General features: G+C 71.2%; 17 protein-coding genes. 5 read left to right on the forward strand and 12 right to left on the reverse strand.

Annotated features, from left to right (window positions below; genetic code table 11):
* The first annotated feature begins 245 nt into the window (after positions 1–245).
* Complete coding sequence (locus OG199_RS18985) at positions 246–1,085, forward strand: C40 family peptidase (protein ID WP_405830429.1); 840 nt, start codon at positions 246–248, stop codon at positions 1,083–1,085.
* 604 nt (positions 1,086–1,689) lie between these two features.
* Here the strand turns inward: OG199_RS18985 and OG199_RS18990 are convergent.
* Entirely contained in the window at positions 1,690–2,985 is a 1,296-nt protein-coding gene (locus OG199_RS18990; protein WP_356809083.1) for a geranylgeranyl reductase family protein, read from the reverse strand.
* Positions 2,986–3,084: 99 nt separating this feature from the next.
* Between OG199_RS18990 and OG199_RS18995 the strand changes: the two genes are divergently transcribed.
* Together OG199_RS18995 and OG199_RS19000 are read left to right on the forward strand one after the other, a co-directional pair.
* Complete coding sequence (locus OG199_RS18995; RefSeq protein WP_356809084.1) at positions 3,085–3,591, forward strand: GNAT family N-acetyltransferase; 507 nt, start codon at positions 3,085–3,087, stop codon at positions 3,589–3,591.
* 161 nt (positions 3,592–3,752) lie between these two features.
* A complete protein-coding gene (locus OG199_RS19000; RefSeq protein WP_356809087.1) occupies positions 3,753–4,097 on the forward strand; it encodes a PASTA domain-containing protein in 345 nt (114 codons plus the stop codon).
* On the opposite strand, the gene OG199_RS19005 is transcribed toward OG199_RS19000, so the two are convergent.
* The 7 genes from OG199_RS19005 to OG199_RS19035 form a co-directional block, all read right to left on the reverse strand.
* Positions 4,087–4,779, reverse strand: coding sequence for a demethylmenaquinone methyltransferase (locus OG199_RS19005; protein WP_402178726.1), 693 nt, complete (start codon positions 4,777–4,779; stop codon positions 4,087–4,089). The genes OG199_RS19000 and OG199_RS19005 overlap by 11 nt on opposite strands.
* A gap of 71 nt (positions 4,780–4,850) precedes the next feature.
* Positions 4,851–5,087, reverse strand: coding sequence for a hypothetical protein (locus tag OG199_RS19010; RefSeq protein ID WP_405830432.1), 237 nt, complete (start codon positions 5,085–5,087; stop codon positions 4,851–4,853).
* Positions 5,088–5,568: 481 nt separating this feature from the next.
* A complete protein-coding gene (locus OG199_RS19015) occupies positions 5,569–6,015 on the reverse strand; it encodes an imidazolonepropionase-like domain-containing protein (RefSeq protein WP_405830433.1) in 447 nt (148 codons plus the stop codon).
* Between the two features lie 7 nt (positions 6,016–6,022).
* Positions 6,023–7,222 carry a cyclic dehypoxanthinyl futalosine synthase gene (gene mqnC, locus OG199_RS19020; protein WP_405830435.1) on the reverse strand — a complete coding sequence of 400 codons (1,200 nt, stop codon included), beginning with the start codon at positions 7,220–7,222 and terminating at the stop codon, positions 6,023–6,025.
* Between the two features lie 71 nt (positions 7,223–7,293).
* Entirely contained in the window at positions 7,294–8,100 is an 807-nt protein-coding gene (locus OG199_RS19025) for an A24 family peptidase (protein WP_356808306.1), read from the reverse strand.
* Between the two features lie 88 nt (positions 8,101–8,188).
* The gene (locus OG199_RS19030) at positions 8,189–9,949 is read right to left on the reverse strand and encodes a serine/threonine-protein kinase (protein WP_405834586.1); all 1,761 of its coding nucleotides are present in this window, start codon (positions 9,947–9,949) and stop codon (positions 8,189–8,191) included.
* A gap of 117 nt (positions 9,950–10,066) precedes the next feature.
* Positions 10,067–10,915, reverse strand: coding sequence for a menaquinone biosynthetic enzyme MqnA/MqnD family protein (locus tag OG199_RS19035; RefSeq protein ID WP_168529507.1), 849 nt, complete (start codon positions 10,913–10,915; stop codon positions 10,067–10,069).
* A 343-nt stretch (positions 10,916–11,258) separates the two neighbouring features.
* Between OG199_RS19035 and OG199_RS19040 the strand changes: the two genes are divergently transcribed.
* Positions 11,259–11,462, forward strand: coding sequence for a cold-shock protein (locus OG199_RS19040; protein WP_148009945.1), 204 nt, complete (start codon positions 11,259–11,261; stop codon positions 11,460–11,462).
* A 152-nt stretch (positions 11,463–11,614) separates the two neighbouring features.
* Here OG199_RS19040 and OG199_RS19045 read toward each other — a convergent pair whose 3' ends face one another.
* A complete protein-coding gene (locus OG199_RS19045; protein ID WP_405830437.1) occupies positions 11,615–13,513 on the reverse strand; it encodes an AMP-dependent synthetase/ligase in 1,899 nt (632 codons plus the stop codon).
* Positions 13,514–13,889: 376 nt separating this feature from the next.
* Between OG199_RS19045 and OG199_RS19050 the strand changes: the two genes are divergently transcribed.
* Entirely contained in the window at positions 13,890–14,768 is an 879-nt protein-coding gene (locus OG199_RS19050; RefSeq protein ID WP_405830439.1) for a MaoC family dehydratase, read from the forward strand.
* On the opposite strand, the gene OG199_RS19055 is transcribed toward OG199_RS19050, so the two are convergent.
* The 3 genes from OG199_RS19055 to OG199_RS19065 form a co-directional block, all read right to left on the reverse strand.
* Positions 14,728–15,462 (reverse strand): TetR/AcrR family transcriptional regulator, encoded by a 735-nt coding sequence (locus OG199_RS19055; RefSeq protein WP_356808310.1) that lies wholly within the window; start codon positions 15,460–15,462, stop codon positions 14,728–14,730. The genes OG199_RS19050 and OG199_RS19055 overlap by 41 nt on opposite strands.
* A gap of 127 nt (positions 15,463–15,589) precedes the next feature.
* Positions 15,590–15,892 (reverse strand): DUF4229 domain-containing protein, encoded by a 303-nt coding sequence (locus OG199_RS19060; RefSeq protein ID WP_356808312.1) that lies wholly within the window; start codon positions 15,890–15,892, stop codon positions 15,590–15,592.
* Positions 15,893–15,986: 94 nt separating this feature from the next.
* Positions 15,987–16,526: a GNAT family N-acetyltransferase gene (locus tag OG199_RS19065; RefSeq protein WP_405830441.1), complete on the reverse strand. Its 540-nt coding sequence runs from the start codon at positions 16,524–16,526 to the stop codon at positions 15,987–15,989.
* Positions 16,527–16,590: the final 64 nt, after the last annotated feature.

A 16,590-nucleotide genomic window follows, 5' to 3' on the forward strand; every position in this document is an offset into this window, starting at 1 on the left:
ATGCCATCCGTGAGACGGCCCTGTGACCTGTGCCACATCTGTCTATGTGCCAGATAAGTGGGGCTTGGCCACTGGCCGCAACCAGTGGTAGGCGGAGGGCAATTCGGGCGTATTACAGAAACAGCATGATCACAGGCTTGATCATCTCTGTCCGCAATGCCCGTTACGGCGTCAATAAGGAGTGACGCGCCCCGGATTCGGCCGCGGATTGAACAACTGTGGCGCACCACACGTTTCTTGAAGGTATGAGGGAGCCCCTGATACCGGTTGTACCCATGTCCCACACCGCTCACATACGTAGCCACCGGAAGCCCCGCCGCAACGCGTCGACGCTCGCGATGCGCGCCGGAGTTGCCGGTGGCGTTCTCAGCACCCTGGCCGTCGCCGGTGCGGCCGGTTCCGCGAACGCGGCCGAGCCCGTGACGCAGACCCTTGAACTGCCGACCCTGACGGCCGACCTCGCGACCCAGGTCGCCCAGTCCGCGGACGCCACCCAGCAGGCCGCGGCCAACTACGAGTTGCAGGCCGAGCGCGACGCGGCTGCGGCAAATGCCGCGAAGCAGGCCAAGGCGGACCTCGCCGACGCCAAGAAGAAAGCGGAGGCCAAGAAGAAGGCCGAGGCCGCGCGGAAGGCGGCGGCCGAGCAGGCCGCGTCGCGTTCCGCCGCGCGGACCACCCTGTCCGCTTCGGCCTCCACCTCCACGACCTCGACCGTCTCGGCGCCCGCCAGCGGCAGCGTCGCGACCGTCATCGCCTTCCTCAAGGCACAGGTCGGCGACGCGTACGTGATGGGTGGGACGGGCCCCAACGCGTGGGACTGCTCCGGTCTCGTGCAGGCCGCGTTCAAGCAGGTCGGTGTCGACCTGCCGCGCGTCTCCCAGGACCAGTCGACGTCCGGTACGCCGGTCTCGCTGTCCAACGTCCAGGTCGGCGACATCCTGTACTGGGGTTCGGCCGGTTCGGCGTACCACGTGGGCGTGTACATCGGTAACGGGCAGTACCTGGACGCGGCCAACCCCTCCAAGGGTGTGGTGATCCAGGACCTTTCGGGCTACCCGGCCACCGGCGCGGTACGCGTTCTCTGAGCCGCACCCGCGTTTGAAGTCCTACGGCTTGAGGGCCGCCGCCTGAAGGCGGCGGTCCCCGCCGTCATGTCCGGGGCCCACCGCCGCCCCTTCGGGCCCCGGAGGGCCCTCACAGCCACGGGAAGAGCCTGTCGGTGACGGCCACCGGATGCGCCCCCGGTCGCCGGGTGTACGGCCGCCGCTCACGGACCCGCCGGCACGCGCCGCCGAGCCGCGCCCCCACGCCCGCATCCGGCCCCCCGCGCGCCCGCGCCTCGCCGGGGCCAGCATCAGCACCCACCGTTGCCCGCCACGGTCGCCACGGTCGCCACGGTCGCCACGGTCGCCACGGTCGAGCGTGCCCGCCGAGCGCCGCGGCCGGGCGCACCCCCCGCTCCACGAGATCCCCTCGGAATGACCAAAACGTTCCAACTACCGCAGAGGGGACGAGAGGTCGTCCTGTTCGCATCCCGGGCACGTCTGTCCGCGCCGGCTCTCCCGGCCCGGCCGCAGGGACGCGCCTCGGCGGATGGAGTACCGGCGTGAAGACGTCCCCGCGTGCCTGGCCGCCACGGAGGCCGGGCCCAAGGGCCGGCCTCCCTGCGCCCGCGCGGCGGACCCGGCCTCAGGCCTTCGGGGCCACCTTCGACAACCCGTTGATGATCCGGTCCATCGCGTCGCCGCCGGTCGGGTCCGTCAGGTTCGCCAGCATCTTGAGGGTGAACTTCATCAGGAGGGGGTGGGTCAGGCCCCGCTGCGTCGCGATCTTCATGACCTTCGGGTTGCCGATCAGCTTCACGAAGGCGCGGCCGAGGGTGTAGTACCCGCCATAGGTGTCCTTGAGGACCCGGGGGTAGCGCTGGAGGGCCAGTTCGCGCCCGGACGGCGTCGAGCGGGCGTGGGCCTGGACGATGACGTCCGCTGCGATCTGGCCGGACTCCATGGCGTACGCGATGCCCTCGCCGTTGAAGGGGTTCACCAGGCCGCCGGCGTCACCGACCAACAACAACCCCTTCGTGTAGTGCGGCTGGCGGTTGAAGGCCATCGGAAGGGCGGCGCCGCGGATCGGGCCGGTCATGTTCTCGGGCGTGTAGCCCCAGTCCTCCGGCATCGAGGCGCACCACGCCTTCAGGACCTCGCGCCAGTCCAGCTCCTTGAAGGAGTCGGAGGTGTTGAGCACACCGAGGCCGACGTTCGACGTGCCGTCGCCCATGCCGAAGATCCAGCCGTAGCCGGGCAGCAGACGGTCCTCGGCGCCCCGGCGGTCCCACAGCTCCAGCCAGGACTCCAGGTAGTCGTCCTCGTGGCGCGGGGAGGTGAAGTACGTACGGACCGCGACGCCCATCGGGCGGTCCTCGCGGCGGTGCAGGCCCATGGCCAGCGAGAGGCGGGTGGAGTTGCCGTCGGCCGCGACGACCAGCGGCGCGTGGAAGGTGACCTCCCGCTTCTCCCCCGAGTCGCCGAGCTTGGCGTGCACGCCCGTGATGCGGCCCGTGCGGTCGTCGATGATCGGGGCGCCGACGTTGCAGCGCTCGAACAACCGCGCGCCCGCCTTCTGCGCCTGTCGTGCCAGCTGCTCGTCGAAGTCGTCGCGCTTGCGGACGAGCCCGTAGTCCGGGTACGTGGCGAGATCCGGCCAGTCGAGCTGGAGGCGGACACCGCCGCCGATGATGCGCAGCCCCTTGTTCCGCAGCCAGCCGGCCTCTTCGGAGATGTCGATGCCCATCGAGACGAGCTGCTTGGTGGCGCGCGGGGTCAGCCCGTCACCGCAGACCTTCTCCCGGGGGAACGCGGTCTTCTCCAGGAGCAGGACGTCGAGTCCGGCCTTCGCCAGGTAGTACGCGGTCGTGGAACCGGCTGGCCCAGCCCCGACGACGATCACATCTGCGGTGTTTTCGGAGAGGGGTTGGGGCTCGGTCACGGCGGGGTCTCCCCAAGACTCGAAATCTGCGTGCTGACGGGCACTGGACATGGGCAGTCTATGCAGCGGTACTGATGACCTGGCTGAAGGGCTGCCCCCGTGAACCGAGCTCTCCCCGACGTCCGACTCCGTGTCCCCACCGACGAGGACGCGTTCGCCTGGCACCGGGTCTTCGCCGACCCGGAGGTCATGGAGTTCCACGGCGGCCGGGCGGCCGAGTTGTCCGTGTACGAGGAGCTCACCGCGCGGCAGCGGCGGCACGACGCCGAGCTCGGGTTCTGTCTGTGGACGATCGTCGATTCCGAGGGCGAGGTCCTCGGCTTCACGGGTGCGCAGCCCTGGCCGGGCGAGTGGGGGCCCAGAGGCGAGATCGAGATCGGCTGGCGGCTCGGGCGGGCGCACTGGGGCAAGGGGTACGTCACCGCGGCCGCGCTGACCACCCTGGAGCGGGTACGGGCGGCGGGCGTCGCCCGGGTCGTCGCCATGGTCAGACCCGCCAACGAACGGTCGATCGCCGTGACCCGACGCGTGGGCATGGAACTGGCCGAGGTGTTCTCCTATCCCACCCCAGAGGATGCCGCGCACTGCTACCGGCTCACCCTCTGACGCCTCCCGCGCGGGCCGCGTACGAAGGCGGCGCGCGGCTCCCGCGAGGGCCGCTCACGGCTCCCGCGAGGGCCGCGGACAGCTCGCGCGAGGGCCGCTGACGCCTTCCGCGAGGGACCGGCCGGGGCTTACCCTGCCGGTACCGCTGGGGGGTGACGTCCGTGCGCCTGACACCCGAGACACCCGAAGTGCGCGTACCGCGACTCATCGGCCTGATGGCCGTGGACGCGCGGGAGAGGGCCGAGGCGCGCGGCGTGCTGCTCGCCGCGCCCGACCGGCCCGACTTCCCTCTCACCGTCGTCGACTACGTCGTACGCCAATACCCGCCGCCCGGTTCCGAGATCCCCCGCGGTGCCGTGGTCACCGTGTGGTTCGACCTCGGTGACGCCGAGGGAGGCGCCGGGGTGCGTGAACCCCGGCTGCCGCTCCCGCCGTCGGGCGGTCTGCGCCGTGAGCTCGACGAGCCGGGAGACACGTTCGAGGTGCTGAGAACCGTCAGGCCTTGAAGCCCCGGTGCAGGGCGACCACGCCGCCCGTCAGGTTCCGCCACGCCACCTTCGACCAGCCCGCCTTGCCCAGCCGCTCCGCAAGGGCCGGCTGGTCGGGCCACTCCCTGATGGACTCGGCGAGGTAGACGTACGCGTCGGGGTTGGACGACACCGCGCGGGCGACCGGCGGCAGCGCCCGCATCAGGTACTCGGTGTAGACCGTGCGGAAGGGTGCCCAGGTCGGGTGGGAGAACTCGCAGATCACGACACGGCCGCCCGGCTTGGTCACCCGGTACAGCTCGCTCAGCGCCGTGTCGGTGTCCTGGACGTTGCGCAGACCGAAGGAGATCGTCACCGCGTCGAAGGTGTCGTCCTTGAAGGGCAGCTTCGTCGCGTCGCCGGCGGTCAGCGGCAGCCAGGGGTTGTTCTTCTTGCCGACCCGGAGCATGCCGAGGGAGAAGTCGCACGGGACGACGTAGGCGCCGGTGCGGGCGAAGGGGAGCGACGAGGTCGCCGTACCGGCCGCCAGGTCCAGGATCTTCTGCGCGGGGCGCGCGTCGACCGCTTTCGCGACCTCTCTGCGCCACACCCGGTCCTGGCCGAGGGACAGCAGGTCGTTCGTCAGGTCGTACCGTTCCGCCACGTCGTCGAACATCGAGGCGACTTCGTGCGGCTGCTTGTCCAGGGATGCGCGGGTCACGGTCCCATTGTGGCAGCACGGGACGGGCGGCTCTCCGGCGCCCGGCCCGTACACGGGTGTCGTACGACCAGTCAGGGGAACGGTTTCGGCTTCTTCCGGGCCGGCACGTCCTCGGCCCAGCCGCACGGCGGGATCGCGATCCGGATCAGCACCCGGTCGACACCGCAGATGAACCACTGGCTCTCCAGTGGCGGCCACTTCTCGAAGGCGGGCTCCTTCCATGACTGCGACCGGAACCCTGCGGCGGCAACGGGCCCGAGGACGGCGCCGTGTTCGTCGACCCCTCCGTATGCGGGGAGCTGCGGCACCGTGCGGGGAGCTCGGTTTTCGACGGCCTACCCGGTTGCATTCCTCGGACATGAGGGCGCCTTTATGTGTCCAATTCCCTGGTCCTCATGTGAGGCGCGTATGAAATTCTGTCCGACCTGTCCGTCCCCCGTGAGAATCCCTGAACGGCCGTGCGGCTCAAGGTCGGTGCATATGAACCCTATGCCTGGGTCGCATGTCCGACTCTTCCGGTTCGAGACCCCCTGTTCCTGGGTTGCCCAGGGACCTCCCGCATTCAGGGACGGCCGTCGGATGTGCCACCTCTGAGCTCCGGAATCGCCGGAATCGCATGTTGTTCCAGTCCCGGGACGGAAATAACGAGAGCGGGTGCCCACGCAATGAGAATGAGGAAGGGACGCCGTCGGCGAGGCGGCCGTGAAGTCCCGAGCGAACCTCTACGCCAGTCGGGCGGGGACGTTCGACGGCCGAGCGGCGGGCGTTCGACGGCCGGCCCGAAGCGGCTCAGCGGCGCCGGTGCACCAGCCGGCCGGCGCAGACGGTGGCGACGCACGCCCCGTCCGTGTCGAAGACCGCGAGGTCGGCACGTCCGGTGTCGGCGATCGCGGTCTCGCGGGTACGGGGAAGCACGGTGACGTCGTTGCGGACGGCCGCGGCACGCAGGTCGGGCGGGTCCGCGTACCGCTCCAGTACGGCGGTGCAGCCCGACTTCAGGACCGCGTGCAGCCGTTCGCGCGGGGACGGCGCCTGCGGCAGCGGGCCCTCGTGGACCAGAGCGGGCCCGAGCACACCGGGCCAGCGCCTCAGCCGTGCCTCCGGGAAGCGCTCCAGCAGCTCACCCAGGGACCCGGTGCCCACGACCCGGTCGCCCCGCACGGCCACCGCGCCGTCCCGCACGGCCTCGGTGTCCCAGCTGAGCCGCAGCTCGTCGGCGGCGTGGATGGTCAGCACGGCAGGGTCAGTTGGACGCGAGCAGCTTCAGCTCGGGGTGGGCGGTGCCGCCCGCGATCGCGGTGGACGAGATGTGTGACATGACCCGCTCGTCGACCGGGTCGTCCGCCGGGTCGTCGTGGACGACGATGTGCTCGTACGTCGTGGCCCGCTGGGCGGGCACCCGCCCGGCCTTGCGGATCAGGTCGATGATCTCCATGCGGTTGGAGCGGTGCTTGGCGCCCGCCGAGGAGACCACGTTCTCCTCCAGCATGATCGAGCCGAGGTCGTCCGCGCCGTAGTGCAGCGAGAGCTGGCCGACCTCCTTGCCGGTGGTCAGCCAGGAGCCCTGGATGTGGGCCACGTTGTCGAAGAAGAGCCGGGCGATCGCGATCATGCGCAGGTACTCGAAGAGCGTGGCCTGCGTGCGGCCCTTGAGGTGGTTGTTCTCGGGCTGGTAGGTGTACGGGATGAAGGCGCGGAAACCGCCGGTCCGGTCCTGTACGTCGCGGATCATCCGCAGGTGCTCGATGCGCTCGGCGTTGGTCTCGCCGGTGCCCATGAGCATCGTCGAGGTCGACTCGACACCCAGCCCGTGCGCGGTCTCCATGATCTCCAGCCAGCGCTCGCCGGACTCCTTGAGCGGGGCGATCGCCTTGCGCGGACGCGACGGGAGGAGTTCGGCGCCGGCGCCCGCGAAGGAGTCCAGACCCGCGGAGTGGATCCGGGTGATGGCCTCCTCCACGCCGACCTTGGAGATCCGGGCCATGTGCTCGACCTCGGACGCGCCGAGGGAGTGGATGACCAGCTGGGGGAAGTTCTCCTTGATCGCGGAGAAGTGCTTCTCGTAGTACTCCACGCCGTAGTCGGGGTGGTGTCCGCCCTGGAACATGATCTGGGTGCCGCCGAGTTCGACGGTCTCCGCGCAGCGGCGCAGGATGTCGTCGAGGTCGCGGGTCCAGCCCTTGGCGGTGTCCTTGGGCGCGGCGTAGAAGGCGCAGAACTTGCACGCCGTGACGCACACGTTCGTGTAGTTGATGTTCCGCTCGATGATGTACGTCGCGATGTGCTCGGTGCCGGCGTACCTGCGGCGGCGTACGGCGTCGGCGGCGGCGCCCAGCGCGTGCAGCGGGGCGTCACGGTAGAGGTCGAGCGCCTCTTCCGGGGTGATGCGCCCGCCCTCGGCGGCACGGTCGAGGACGGACTGAAGGTCGGCCTTCTCGGTCACCGGGAGCGTCCCTTTCATAAGGGTGTGGACGGACCTGGCCAGCCTACGCCAGCCCCACCAGGAGCCCGACGTCAGGCCGCGTACGCCCCCATCAGGAGCCCGACGTACGCCCCCGCGATCAGGAACGGCCCGAACGGGATCGATGTCCTGCGCCCGGCGCGGCGCGCGAGGACGAGGCCCAGTCCGTACAGTCCGCCGAACAGGAACCCCGCGAAGGTCCCGAGGACGACGGTCCCCCATCCGTACCAGCCGAGCACCGCCCCGAGGCCCAGCGCGAGCTTCACGTCCCCGAACCCCATGCCGTTCGGATTGACGAGGAAGAGGACGAAGTAGGCGCAGCCCAGCGCGAGTGCCCCGAACAGCGCGGTCGGCCAGTTCCCGGCGTGCTCGGGGAGGACGGCGGCGGCGCCCAGCAGCGCGAGCGCGAGGCCCGCGAGCGGCAGGGTGAGCACGTCCGGCAGCCGCTGCACCCCGAAGTCCACGACCGCGAGCAGCACGCCGAGCGGCGCGAGCAGCAGCCAGGCGCCCAGCTCGGGACGGACGCCGGTGGCGAGGGCGAGACCGGCGCAGACCAGCGCGGTGGTGAGGGCCACGAGGGGCGTGCGCGGTCCGTACGACGCCGCGACGGCGACCCGCGCCGGGCGGCCCGCGTCGCCGGACGCCGCCGGCACGGTACGGCCGGCGCACTCGGCGCAGCGGGCGGGTCCGAGCCAGCCGCCCGCGACACCGGTGATGACGTGCCCGCCGGGACACCGGTCCCGCCATGCCTGGTCCGGCTCGACACAGAAGCGGTGGGCGGCCCGTGGTACGAGCACACCCACCGCCGCGCCCCAGGCGGCGGCGACGGCGGTCAGCCAGAGAACGGGGTCCACACGCACACCCTACGCAGCCGGCCGCGGTCCGGGCAGGGTCTGTCCCCCGCGGTCCCTCGCCCCGGCCCGGACCCCACGGGCCGTGCCTCGTCGGCTACTTGGGCAGTTTCGACATCCGCGCCACCGGATCGCCCGCGTCCGTGTTGTCGGTCGCGTACTTGAGGTCGCCCCCGGCGGGTGTCAGCCGCACCTCGTGGCTGCCGGTCGTGCAGGTGCCGGGGTTGGACTTCCTGGCGATGCTCGTAGCGGTCAGCCGCTGGTCCGTGACCTTCTTCAGGACGAGTACGTCGTCGCAGACGCCGCCGATCAGGTCGGTCGACCGGAACGTGCCCAGTTCCTTGCCCACGGCGGCGCGGTGCAGGGTGACGCGGAACGTGCCCGCGGGCAGCTTCCCGTCCAGCGCGTAGGCGTCGCCCTCCCAGGTGCCGAGGTACTTCGCGGGCACCGAACCGAGCTCCGTGTCCGCCGGGCCGGACGCGCCCGGTGAGGCCGCCGGACGGCTCGCCGTCGCGTCGGCGCCGCCGGAGGCCGAGGTGTGATCGCCGCCCGGCAGCAGGTCGAAGAGGAACGCCGAGCCCACCGTCACCGCCGCCAGCGCTCCGGCGACCGCGAGAGCGACCGTGCAACTGACCCTGCGTCCACGGCCGTTCGTGCCGGAGGCCGAGGTCGCGGCCAGACTGACGGAGAGCTTGCCGGGGTCGTGGCCGGGACCGGTGGAGTGGCCGGCCTGGGCCTGGGCCGCGTCCCGCGGCTCCCGCTGGTCGGGTACGTGCGTGGGATGCGTGGGATGCGCGGGGTACGGGGGCATCGCGGGCGGCGGCCCGAAGACTCCGCCGGCCCCCTGCGTCCCGGCGCCGGGCATCCCGGTCTCCGACGTCCCGACCTCCGACGACCCGGCGCCGGAATCCGTGCCCACCGAGGGGCTGTTGAACCCCACCGGTCCCGACGGCGCGGCCTCCGTCGCCTCCAGGTTCAGCAACTGCACGGCGCTGCGGCTGACCTGCTCGACCAGCGGCCCCGGCAGCCATCCCGCCGTCACCGAGCGGGCCGCCCCGCCGGGAGCCAGGCGCGCGGCCACCTCGGCGGGGGTCGGCCGCCCGTCCGGGTTCTTCGCCAGACAGGCCGCCGCCAGGTCCCGCAACTCGCCCTCCAGGGAGCCGAGCCGGGGTTCCTCGTGCACCACCTTGTAGAGGAGGGCGGCCGAGGAGTCACCGGGGAAAGGGGACTCCCCCGTCGCCGCGTACACCAGCACCGCGCCGAGCGAGAAGACGTCGGCCGCCCCCGTGACCGGCTTGCCGAGGATCTGCTCCGGCGACATGTATCCGGGAGAGCCGACGGAGACGCCCGTCGAGGTGAGCGAGGCCGTGCCGTCGGTCGCGCGGGCGATGCCGAAGTCGATGAGGAGAGGACCGTCGAGGGTCAGCAGGACGTTGGAGGGCTTGACGTCGCGGTGGACGAGGCCCAGCACGTGAACCGCCCCGAGCGCCTCGGCGAGGCCCGCGCCCAGCACCCGTACGGACGGAACGGGCAGGGGGCCGGCGTCCGCCACGGCGGCCGCGAGCGAGGGTCCGGCCGCGTATCCCGTCGCCACCCAGGGCACCGGTGCCTCGGGGTCCGCGTCCAGGACCGGGGCCGTCCACGCGCCGCCCACCCGTCGCGCGGCCTCGACCTCACGACGGAACCGGGCGCGGAACTCCTCGTCCAGCGCGAAGTGCGGGTGCACGATCTTGACCGCGACCGTACGCCCGCCCGCGCTGCGGCCCAGGTACACACGCCCCATGCCGCCGGAGCCGAGCCGGCCGAGCAGCCGGTAGGGCCCCACGACCGTGGGTTCGTCGACTCCGAGCGGCTGCATGACACTCACAGCTCATCCCTCCCCCGTACGCACTGGACGCACTGCCCAGCAGGGTAGTTCCGTACGCCTCCGAGCGCCCGGGGCCTCAGGGCTTCAGAGCTTCAGGGCTTCAGGGCTTCAGGGCTTCAGCAGCTCCACCCGTACGTCCGCCGGGAACCCGGTCGTCGAGCCGACCCGGCGGGCGAACTCCCGCACGGCCGCCAGCTGCGGGGCCCCGAAGCGGAAGTCGAGCGTGGTGAAGTACCGCTCCAGGACCCGCTCGTCGAAGGCCTCCCAGCGGGCCGCCTGCTCGGCGACCTTGGAGACCTCGTCGAGGGAGAGGTCCCGGGAGGAGAGGAAGGCCTCGTGCACCTTGCGGGTGACGAGCGGCTCGCGCTCCAGGTAGTCGCGGCGGGCGGCCCACACGGCGAAGACGAACGGCAGCCCCGTCCACTCCTTCCACAGGGTGCCGAGGTCGTGCACCTCCAGACCGAACTTCGGTCCGTCGAGCAGATTGGCCCGCAGCGCCGCGTCACCGATGAGTACGGCGGCGTCGGCCTCCTGCATCATCAGGCTGAGGTCGGGCGGGCACGTGTAGTAGGACGGCTGGACCCCCACGCTCTCGGCCAGCAACAGCTGCGCCAGGCGTACCGACGTACGAGAGGTCGAGCCGAGGGCGACCCTGGCGCCGTCCAGCCGGTCCAGCGGGACCTGCGAGACGATCACGCAGGACATCACCGGACCGTCGCAGCCGACCGCGATGTCGGGGAAGGCCACCAGCTCGTCGGCGTGCTTGAGGAACTCGACGAGCGTGATGGGCCCGATGTCGAGGTCGCCCTGCACCAGCTTCTCGCTGAGCTTCTCCGGGGTGTCCTTGGTGAGCTCGAAGTCGAGGAGCGTGCCCGTTCTCGCGAGCCCCCAGTAGAGGGGCAGGCAGTTCAGGAACTGGATGTGGCCGACGCGCGGCCGGGTGCGAGAATTGTCCACATCGCGAGGCTAGACCCCATGCGATACGGTGCAGTCCTCAGGGTCCCCGCGAGGCTTCGTCGGCCGTCCCGACCCCTTGTGTCCACCCTCGCGCCGATGGGCCGACACCACGACGTCAACGCAAACGCCGGACGGATCAGACATCCGGGTGACGTGATCTTTCCCCCTATTGCTTTCGGGTGCCTGCGTGCTAGGCTCGCCGCAAGTTGCAGTTTGGTTTCCCTTGCAGTACAGAGCCTGCGGAGCATGTGACCGCGGGCTCTCGTCGTTTTCAGACGTATGCAGTTGTTTACACAATCGCAGGTTCTGGAGCAGGGCAACCCTTTGGGCCCAAGGAGGGCTTATGGCTACCGGAACCGTGAAGTGGTTCAACGCCGAAAAGGGCTTTGGTTTCATCGCCCAGGAAGGCGGCGGCCCGGACGTCTTCGTCCACTACTCCGCGATCAACGCGAGCGGATTCCGCTCTCTCGAAGAGAACCAGGCGGTTTCCTTCGACGTCACGCAGGGTCCGAAGGGCCCGCAGGCGGAGAACGTCACTCCGCTCTAAGCCTTCGGCTCCATGAGCCCAATGCTTTGATCCGGAACGGATAGCAGTACCCAAGGAGCCCCGCGCCAGCCGGTCGCGGGGCTCCTGCCTTTCCCACCGTTCACCACTCCGCCGGATCCCCCGCCGCTCCACGGCGTCACGGCGTCACGGCGTCACGACTTCAGGTACAGGCTCTCGATCTCCTTGCCGAAGTCACGTTCGATCGCGGCCCTCTTGAGCTTCAGGGTGGGGGTCACATGGCCGGCCTCCTCCGTGAAGTCCACCGGAAGGACGGCGAAGCGGCGGATGGACTCGGGCCGGGAGACGAGCTTGTTGGCCTCGTCGATCGCGCGCTGGAGGATGACGTTCAGCTCGGGGTCGTCGACGAGGAGCTCCGGTGGCACCGGATGCTTGCCGATCATCTGGCGCCAGTGGGTGATGCCGTCGAGGTCGAGGGTGACGAGGGCGGTCACGTAGGGCCGGCGGTCGCCGAGGACGATGCACTGGGCGATCAGGGGGTGCGAGCGGAGCCAGTTCTCCAGGGGCGCGGGGGCCACGCTCTTGCCGCCCGCGGTGATCAGGATCTCCTTCTTGCGGCCGGTGATGGACAGATAGCCGCCGTCGTCCAGCTCTCCGATGTCGCCGGTGGCGAACCAGCCGTCCGGAGCCGCGTCGACCACTCCGCCCGCGTGCGGATCCCAGTAGCCGCGGAAGATCTGTGCGCCGCTCAGCAGGACTTCACCGTCGCCCGCGATCCGTACCCGGGTGCCCGGCAGCGGCCAGCCCACCGTTCCCAGCCGGGGTTTGAGCGGGGGCGTGACCGTGGCGGCCGCGGTGGCCTCCGTCAGGCCGTACCCCTCGTAGATCTCGATACCGGCGCCCGCGTAGAACGCGGCGAGGCGGCGGCCGAGCGGGGAGCCGCCGCAGATCGCGTAACGGACCCTGCCGCCGAGCGCGTTGCGGATGCGCCGGTAGACCAGCGGGTCGTAGAGGGCGCGGGCCGCCCGGAGGGAGCGGGAGGGACCGGGGCCGGTGCCGTGCTGCCGGGCCTCGACCGCCTCGCCGTAACCGCACGCGATGCGCGCCGCCCGGTCGAAGGACGCGCCTCGGCCCATCTTCTCGGCCGTCGCCCGGCCGGTGTTGAACACCTTCTCCAGAACGTACGGGATGGCCAGCAGGAACGTGGGCCGGAAGCTCGCCAGGTCGGCGAGGAGGTCCTCGGTGTCCAGGCTCGGCGCGTGCCCCAGCCGTACCCGGGCGCGCAGGCAGGCCACCGCGACCATCCGTCCGAAGACGTGCGAGAGGGGCAGGAAGAGGAGCATGGACGCGGCGTCCGACGTCTTGGTCCTGAAGATCGGGTAGAGCAGCTCGACCGCGTTGTCGATCTCGGCGAAGAAGTTGCCGTGGGTGAGCACGCAGCCCTTGGGCCGGCCGGTGGTGCCCGAGGTGTAGATGAGAGTGGCGAGCGTGTCGGGGCCCAACACGCCGCGGCGCACGGCGACTTCCTGGTCCGGAATGTCCCTGCCCCGCTCGGCCAGCCGCTCCACGTGCCCCTTCTCGAAGACCCACATGTGCCGCAGGTCGGGGATCCGGTCGCGCTCCGGGCCGAGCGCGGACGCCTGGGCCACGGTCTCCGTGGCGAGGGCGACGGCTCCAGAGTCCTGGAGGATCCAGCGGACCTGGAAGACGGACGAGGTGGGGTAGATCGGCACGGTGACGAGCCCGGCGGCCCAGGCGGCGAAGTCCAGCAGCGTCCACTCGTACGTCGTCCGCGCCATGATCGCGATGCGGTCGCCCGGCGCCAGGCCCTCGGCGATCAGCCCCTTCGCGACCGCCAGTACCTGGGCGGCGAACTCGGCCGCCGTCACGTCCTCCCAGCCACCCTCGGGGTCCTTGCGACTGAGGACGGGTGCCGCGGGGGCCTCGGCGGCGTTGTCGAACGGGATGTCGGCGAGTGAGCCGTGGGTCACCGGGGCCACCAGGGGCGGCACGGACACCTCGCGCACGACGCCGTCCAACCGCCTGATCTCCGGCTCCACGAGGGAGGGCGGGGAGTGGTACGGGCTGGGCACGGGGCGACTCCTTTGTCTGCCGGGACCAGGTCGGCCCGAGGGGGCCGAAGCCTCATACGGGCCTGGAGGGTGGGGGGTTCATGCGAGACAGGGGTGAGCGGGATCGTACGGGGCCCGGGTGTGGGGTTTGTGGGTGTTTGGGGCGGGCGAGGTGCGAGTTACCCGAGGTAGCCCTTTCCTGCACCCCGTCGTCGCTCCCACCTGTCCCAGCCCCGGCACTCCGCCCTGGACCCCGCGAAGGGGCTCCACCCCTGGACCCCCACACGACCGAAGGGCTCGCCCTTGACCGCCGGACGGGCTGAAAAGAAGCGACCTCGGCCTTACCCTGGGTAACTTACTCTGGAGTAAATCTACGTCCCCGCCGGGAGTTGGACAAATGGCCGACCGCCCCATGCTCTCCATGACCCCCCACCTTCTCCGCGGTGCCCTCCTCTCCCCCCTCAAGCGCCCCCGCCCGGACGCCCCCGTCCCCCCGACCCGCCTCGTCCGCCAGGATCTGTCCATCGACCTCGCCCACCTGGCCGGCTACGAACGCGTCTGCGGCTTCGCCACAGGTTCGGACGCGCTCCCGATCACGTACCCGCACGTCCTCGGCTTTCCGCTCGCCATGCGCATCATGGCGAGCCGCCCGTTCCCGCTGCCGCTGCTCGGCCTGGTCCACACGTCGATCGAGATCAGGCAGCGGCGGGCACCGGCCGTCACCGGAACGTACGAACTCGCCGTGCACGTCGAGGGACTGGCACCGCACCGCCGCGGGACCGAGGCCCGCGTCGTGACCGAGGCGAGAGCGGGCGGCGAACTCGTGTGGGCGTCGAGGAGTACGTATCTGGCGCGGCACCGGACGACCGGGGAATCCCCCTCGACAGTGCCGGGAACGGCACCGTCGGGGAACGCGGACACGGCGACGCGTCCCCTCCCCGCCCGCGCCGAATGGCGTCTCGGCGGCGACGTCGGACGCCGCTACGGTGCCGTGTCGGGGGACCGCAACCCCATCCACCTGCACCCGTTCACGGCCCGCCTCTTCGGCTTCCCCCGGGCCATCGCGCACGGCATGTGGACCGTCGCCCGGTGCCTCGCGGAGCAGGGGCCGCAGGGCCCGGTGCGCGTGCGCGCGGACTTCAGGGCCCCCGTCCTCCTGCCGGGCACCGTCACCTACGCCGCCGACGGCCCCGCCTTCGAACTGCGCGCCCCCGGCGACCAGGGCCACCCGCACCTCACCGGGGAGGTGCGCCCCGGAGACCCTGACCGGGTGTAGGCCGAGTCCGCACGGGGTCCAGGCCGCTCCGTCCCTGGCCGTCGAGGGGCAGCGGCAGCGGTGGCGACCAGGGTCGGTTCTCCATGAGGTCGCCCAGGCCCGCCCAGGCGAAGTTCATCAGGGTCGCCGCGGCCTGTTTCGCGGAGACGCCCGGCGTGGCGTTGGCCCAGGCCGCGAGGGACTCCGCGGCGCCGACGAGGGCCTCGGCGAGCCCGGCGACCTCGCGCTCGGGCAGGGACGGATCGCGATGCGCCTCACGTGCGGCGACCAGGATCAACCGGGTGACGAACGCGACGAGTTCCTCGCGCATCGTGGCGACCTCGGCCGCGAACGGCTCGCCGTGCGTGCGCGCCTGACGGTGCAGCACCGACCAGCCGTCGGGGTTCTGCGCCGTGTGGGTGAAGAACGCCCGCAGCCCTTCCCACAGTTGGCGGTCGGCGGTCAGACCCGGCCCGACACCCGCGCGCACCGCCGCGGTCAGTGCGACGGCCTCACGCCGGATGCAGGCGGTGAACAGGTCTTCCTTCGAGTTCAGGTACAGGTACACCAACGGCTTGGACACGCCTGCCAGATCGGCGATCTCGTCCATCGACGCGGACCGGTATCCCCGCTGCCCGAAGATCCGCACAGCGGCGTCCAGCATCTGCTGCTCGCGCACCGCACGCGGCATCCGCTTGTTCTTCACAGCACCCATACGGGCAAGCGTACGATCGGCCGCCGCCGGACCAGCACCGGACGGGCCGGGGCCCGGGACCGTGCGACCTGCCGTGCGGGGGCGTCAGGAGGCTGGTGTCAGGAGGCTGGGATTCGGGAGGCCGGTGTCAGGAGGCCTGGCTCTGCGCGCCGCGGGCGGCGTCGTCCGCCTGGTCCTCCTGGCGGCGGTTCTCCTCCAGGTTGGCCCTGGCGCGGTCCACGCGCGCGACGACCTGGGCGGAGGCCCGGTCCCGCTCCTTGCGCAGCACGACGAAACTGATCGGTGCGGAGATCACCAGGGCGAGCAGGACGACCCACATGTAGTTGGAGTCGCCCAGACCGCGCGGAGCGATGCCCGAGTAGACGAGACCCCAGACGACCACGAGGCAGCCTGCGAAGATACCGAGGCGCATCAGCGTGTAGCGGCCCATGTCAATCCACTCTTCCGTTCCGAACCGTTTCGAACGTTCCCAAAGGGCACCGTCCAGTGAAGCACGCCGGGAGTGCGGATCACTCAGGGGGGCCTCACTCGCCGCGCGGCAGAGGCAGCAGCATGATGATGTCGTCCCGGTCGTCGCCCGGGGCGACGCGTATCGCCTCGGGGACCCGGCCGACCTCCTTGTAGCCGCAGGAGGCGTAGAAGCGCTCCAGTCCCTCCCCGCCCCGGCAGGTGAGCCGGAGCGCGTCGAGGCCGAGGTCACGGGCCCGCCGCTCGGCCTCGTGGAGCAGCTCGGCGCCGTAGCCGCGGCCCTGGAGCGCGGGGTCGACCATGACGGTGTAGAGCCAGGCCCAGTGGCGCATCAGGGGGTGGTCGTTGAAGGAGAGGAAGGCGGTGGCGGCGAGCCGGCCGTCGTCGGTGAAGGCGGCGAGGAGCCGGGTGCGGCCCTCCGCCATGGCGCCGAGGTGGGCCTCGGCGCGGGGGCGTATGTCGGCGGGGGTCACCGGCGGCACGAATCCGACCGCGCCGCCCGCGTTGGTGACGTCCGTCCAGAGCGCGAGCAACTGGTCGGGCAGGGACGGGGTCGGCTTCGTGTCCTCGGTGAAGAGGGTGAACGTCAGTGGCACGGTCACCCAGGCTAGAACATCGAGGTCAGAGCTCCCTCAACCGCGGAGGTCACTCCGTTGAACA

Source organism: Streptomyces sp. NBC_01176 (assembly GCF_045039825.1).
Taxonomy (GTDB): Bacteria; Actinomycetota; Actinomycetes; order Streptomycetales; family Streptomycetaceae; genus Streptomyces.

Excerpts from the sequence above, each read along its gene's own strand:
- OG199_RS19040 (WP_148009945.1), top strand. The coding sequence starts at position 11,259 with ATGGCTACCGGAACCGTGAAGTGGTTCAACGCCGAAAAGGGCTTTGGT.
- OG199_RS19050 (WP_405830439.1), top strand. The coding sequence starts at position 13,890 with ATGGCCGACCGCCCCATGCTCTCCATGACCCCCCACCTTCTCCGCGGT.
- OG199_RS19030 (WP_405834586.1), bottom strand. The coding sequence starts at position 9,949 with ATGCAGCCGCTCGGAGTCGACGAACCCACGGTCGTGGGGCCCTACCGG.
- OG199_RS19055 (WP_356808310.1), bottom strand. The coding sequence starts at position 15,462 with ATGGGTGCTGTGAAGAACAAGCGGATGCCGCGTGCGGTGCGCGAGCAG.
- OG199_RS19060 (WP_356808312.1), bottom strand. The coding sequence starts at position 15,892 with ATGGGCCGCTACACGCTGATGCGCCTCGGTATCTTCGCAGGCTGCCTC.
- OG199_RS18985 (WP_405830429.1), top strand. The coding sequence starts at position 246 with ATGAGGGAGCCCCTGATACCGGTTGTACCCATGTCCCACACCGCTCAC.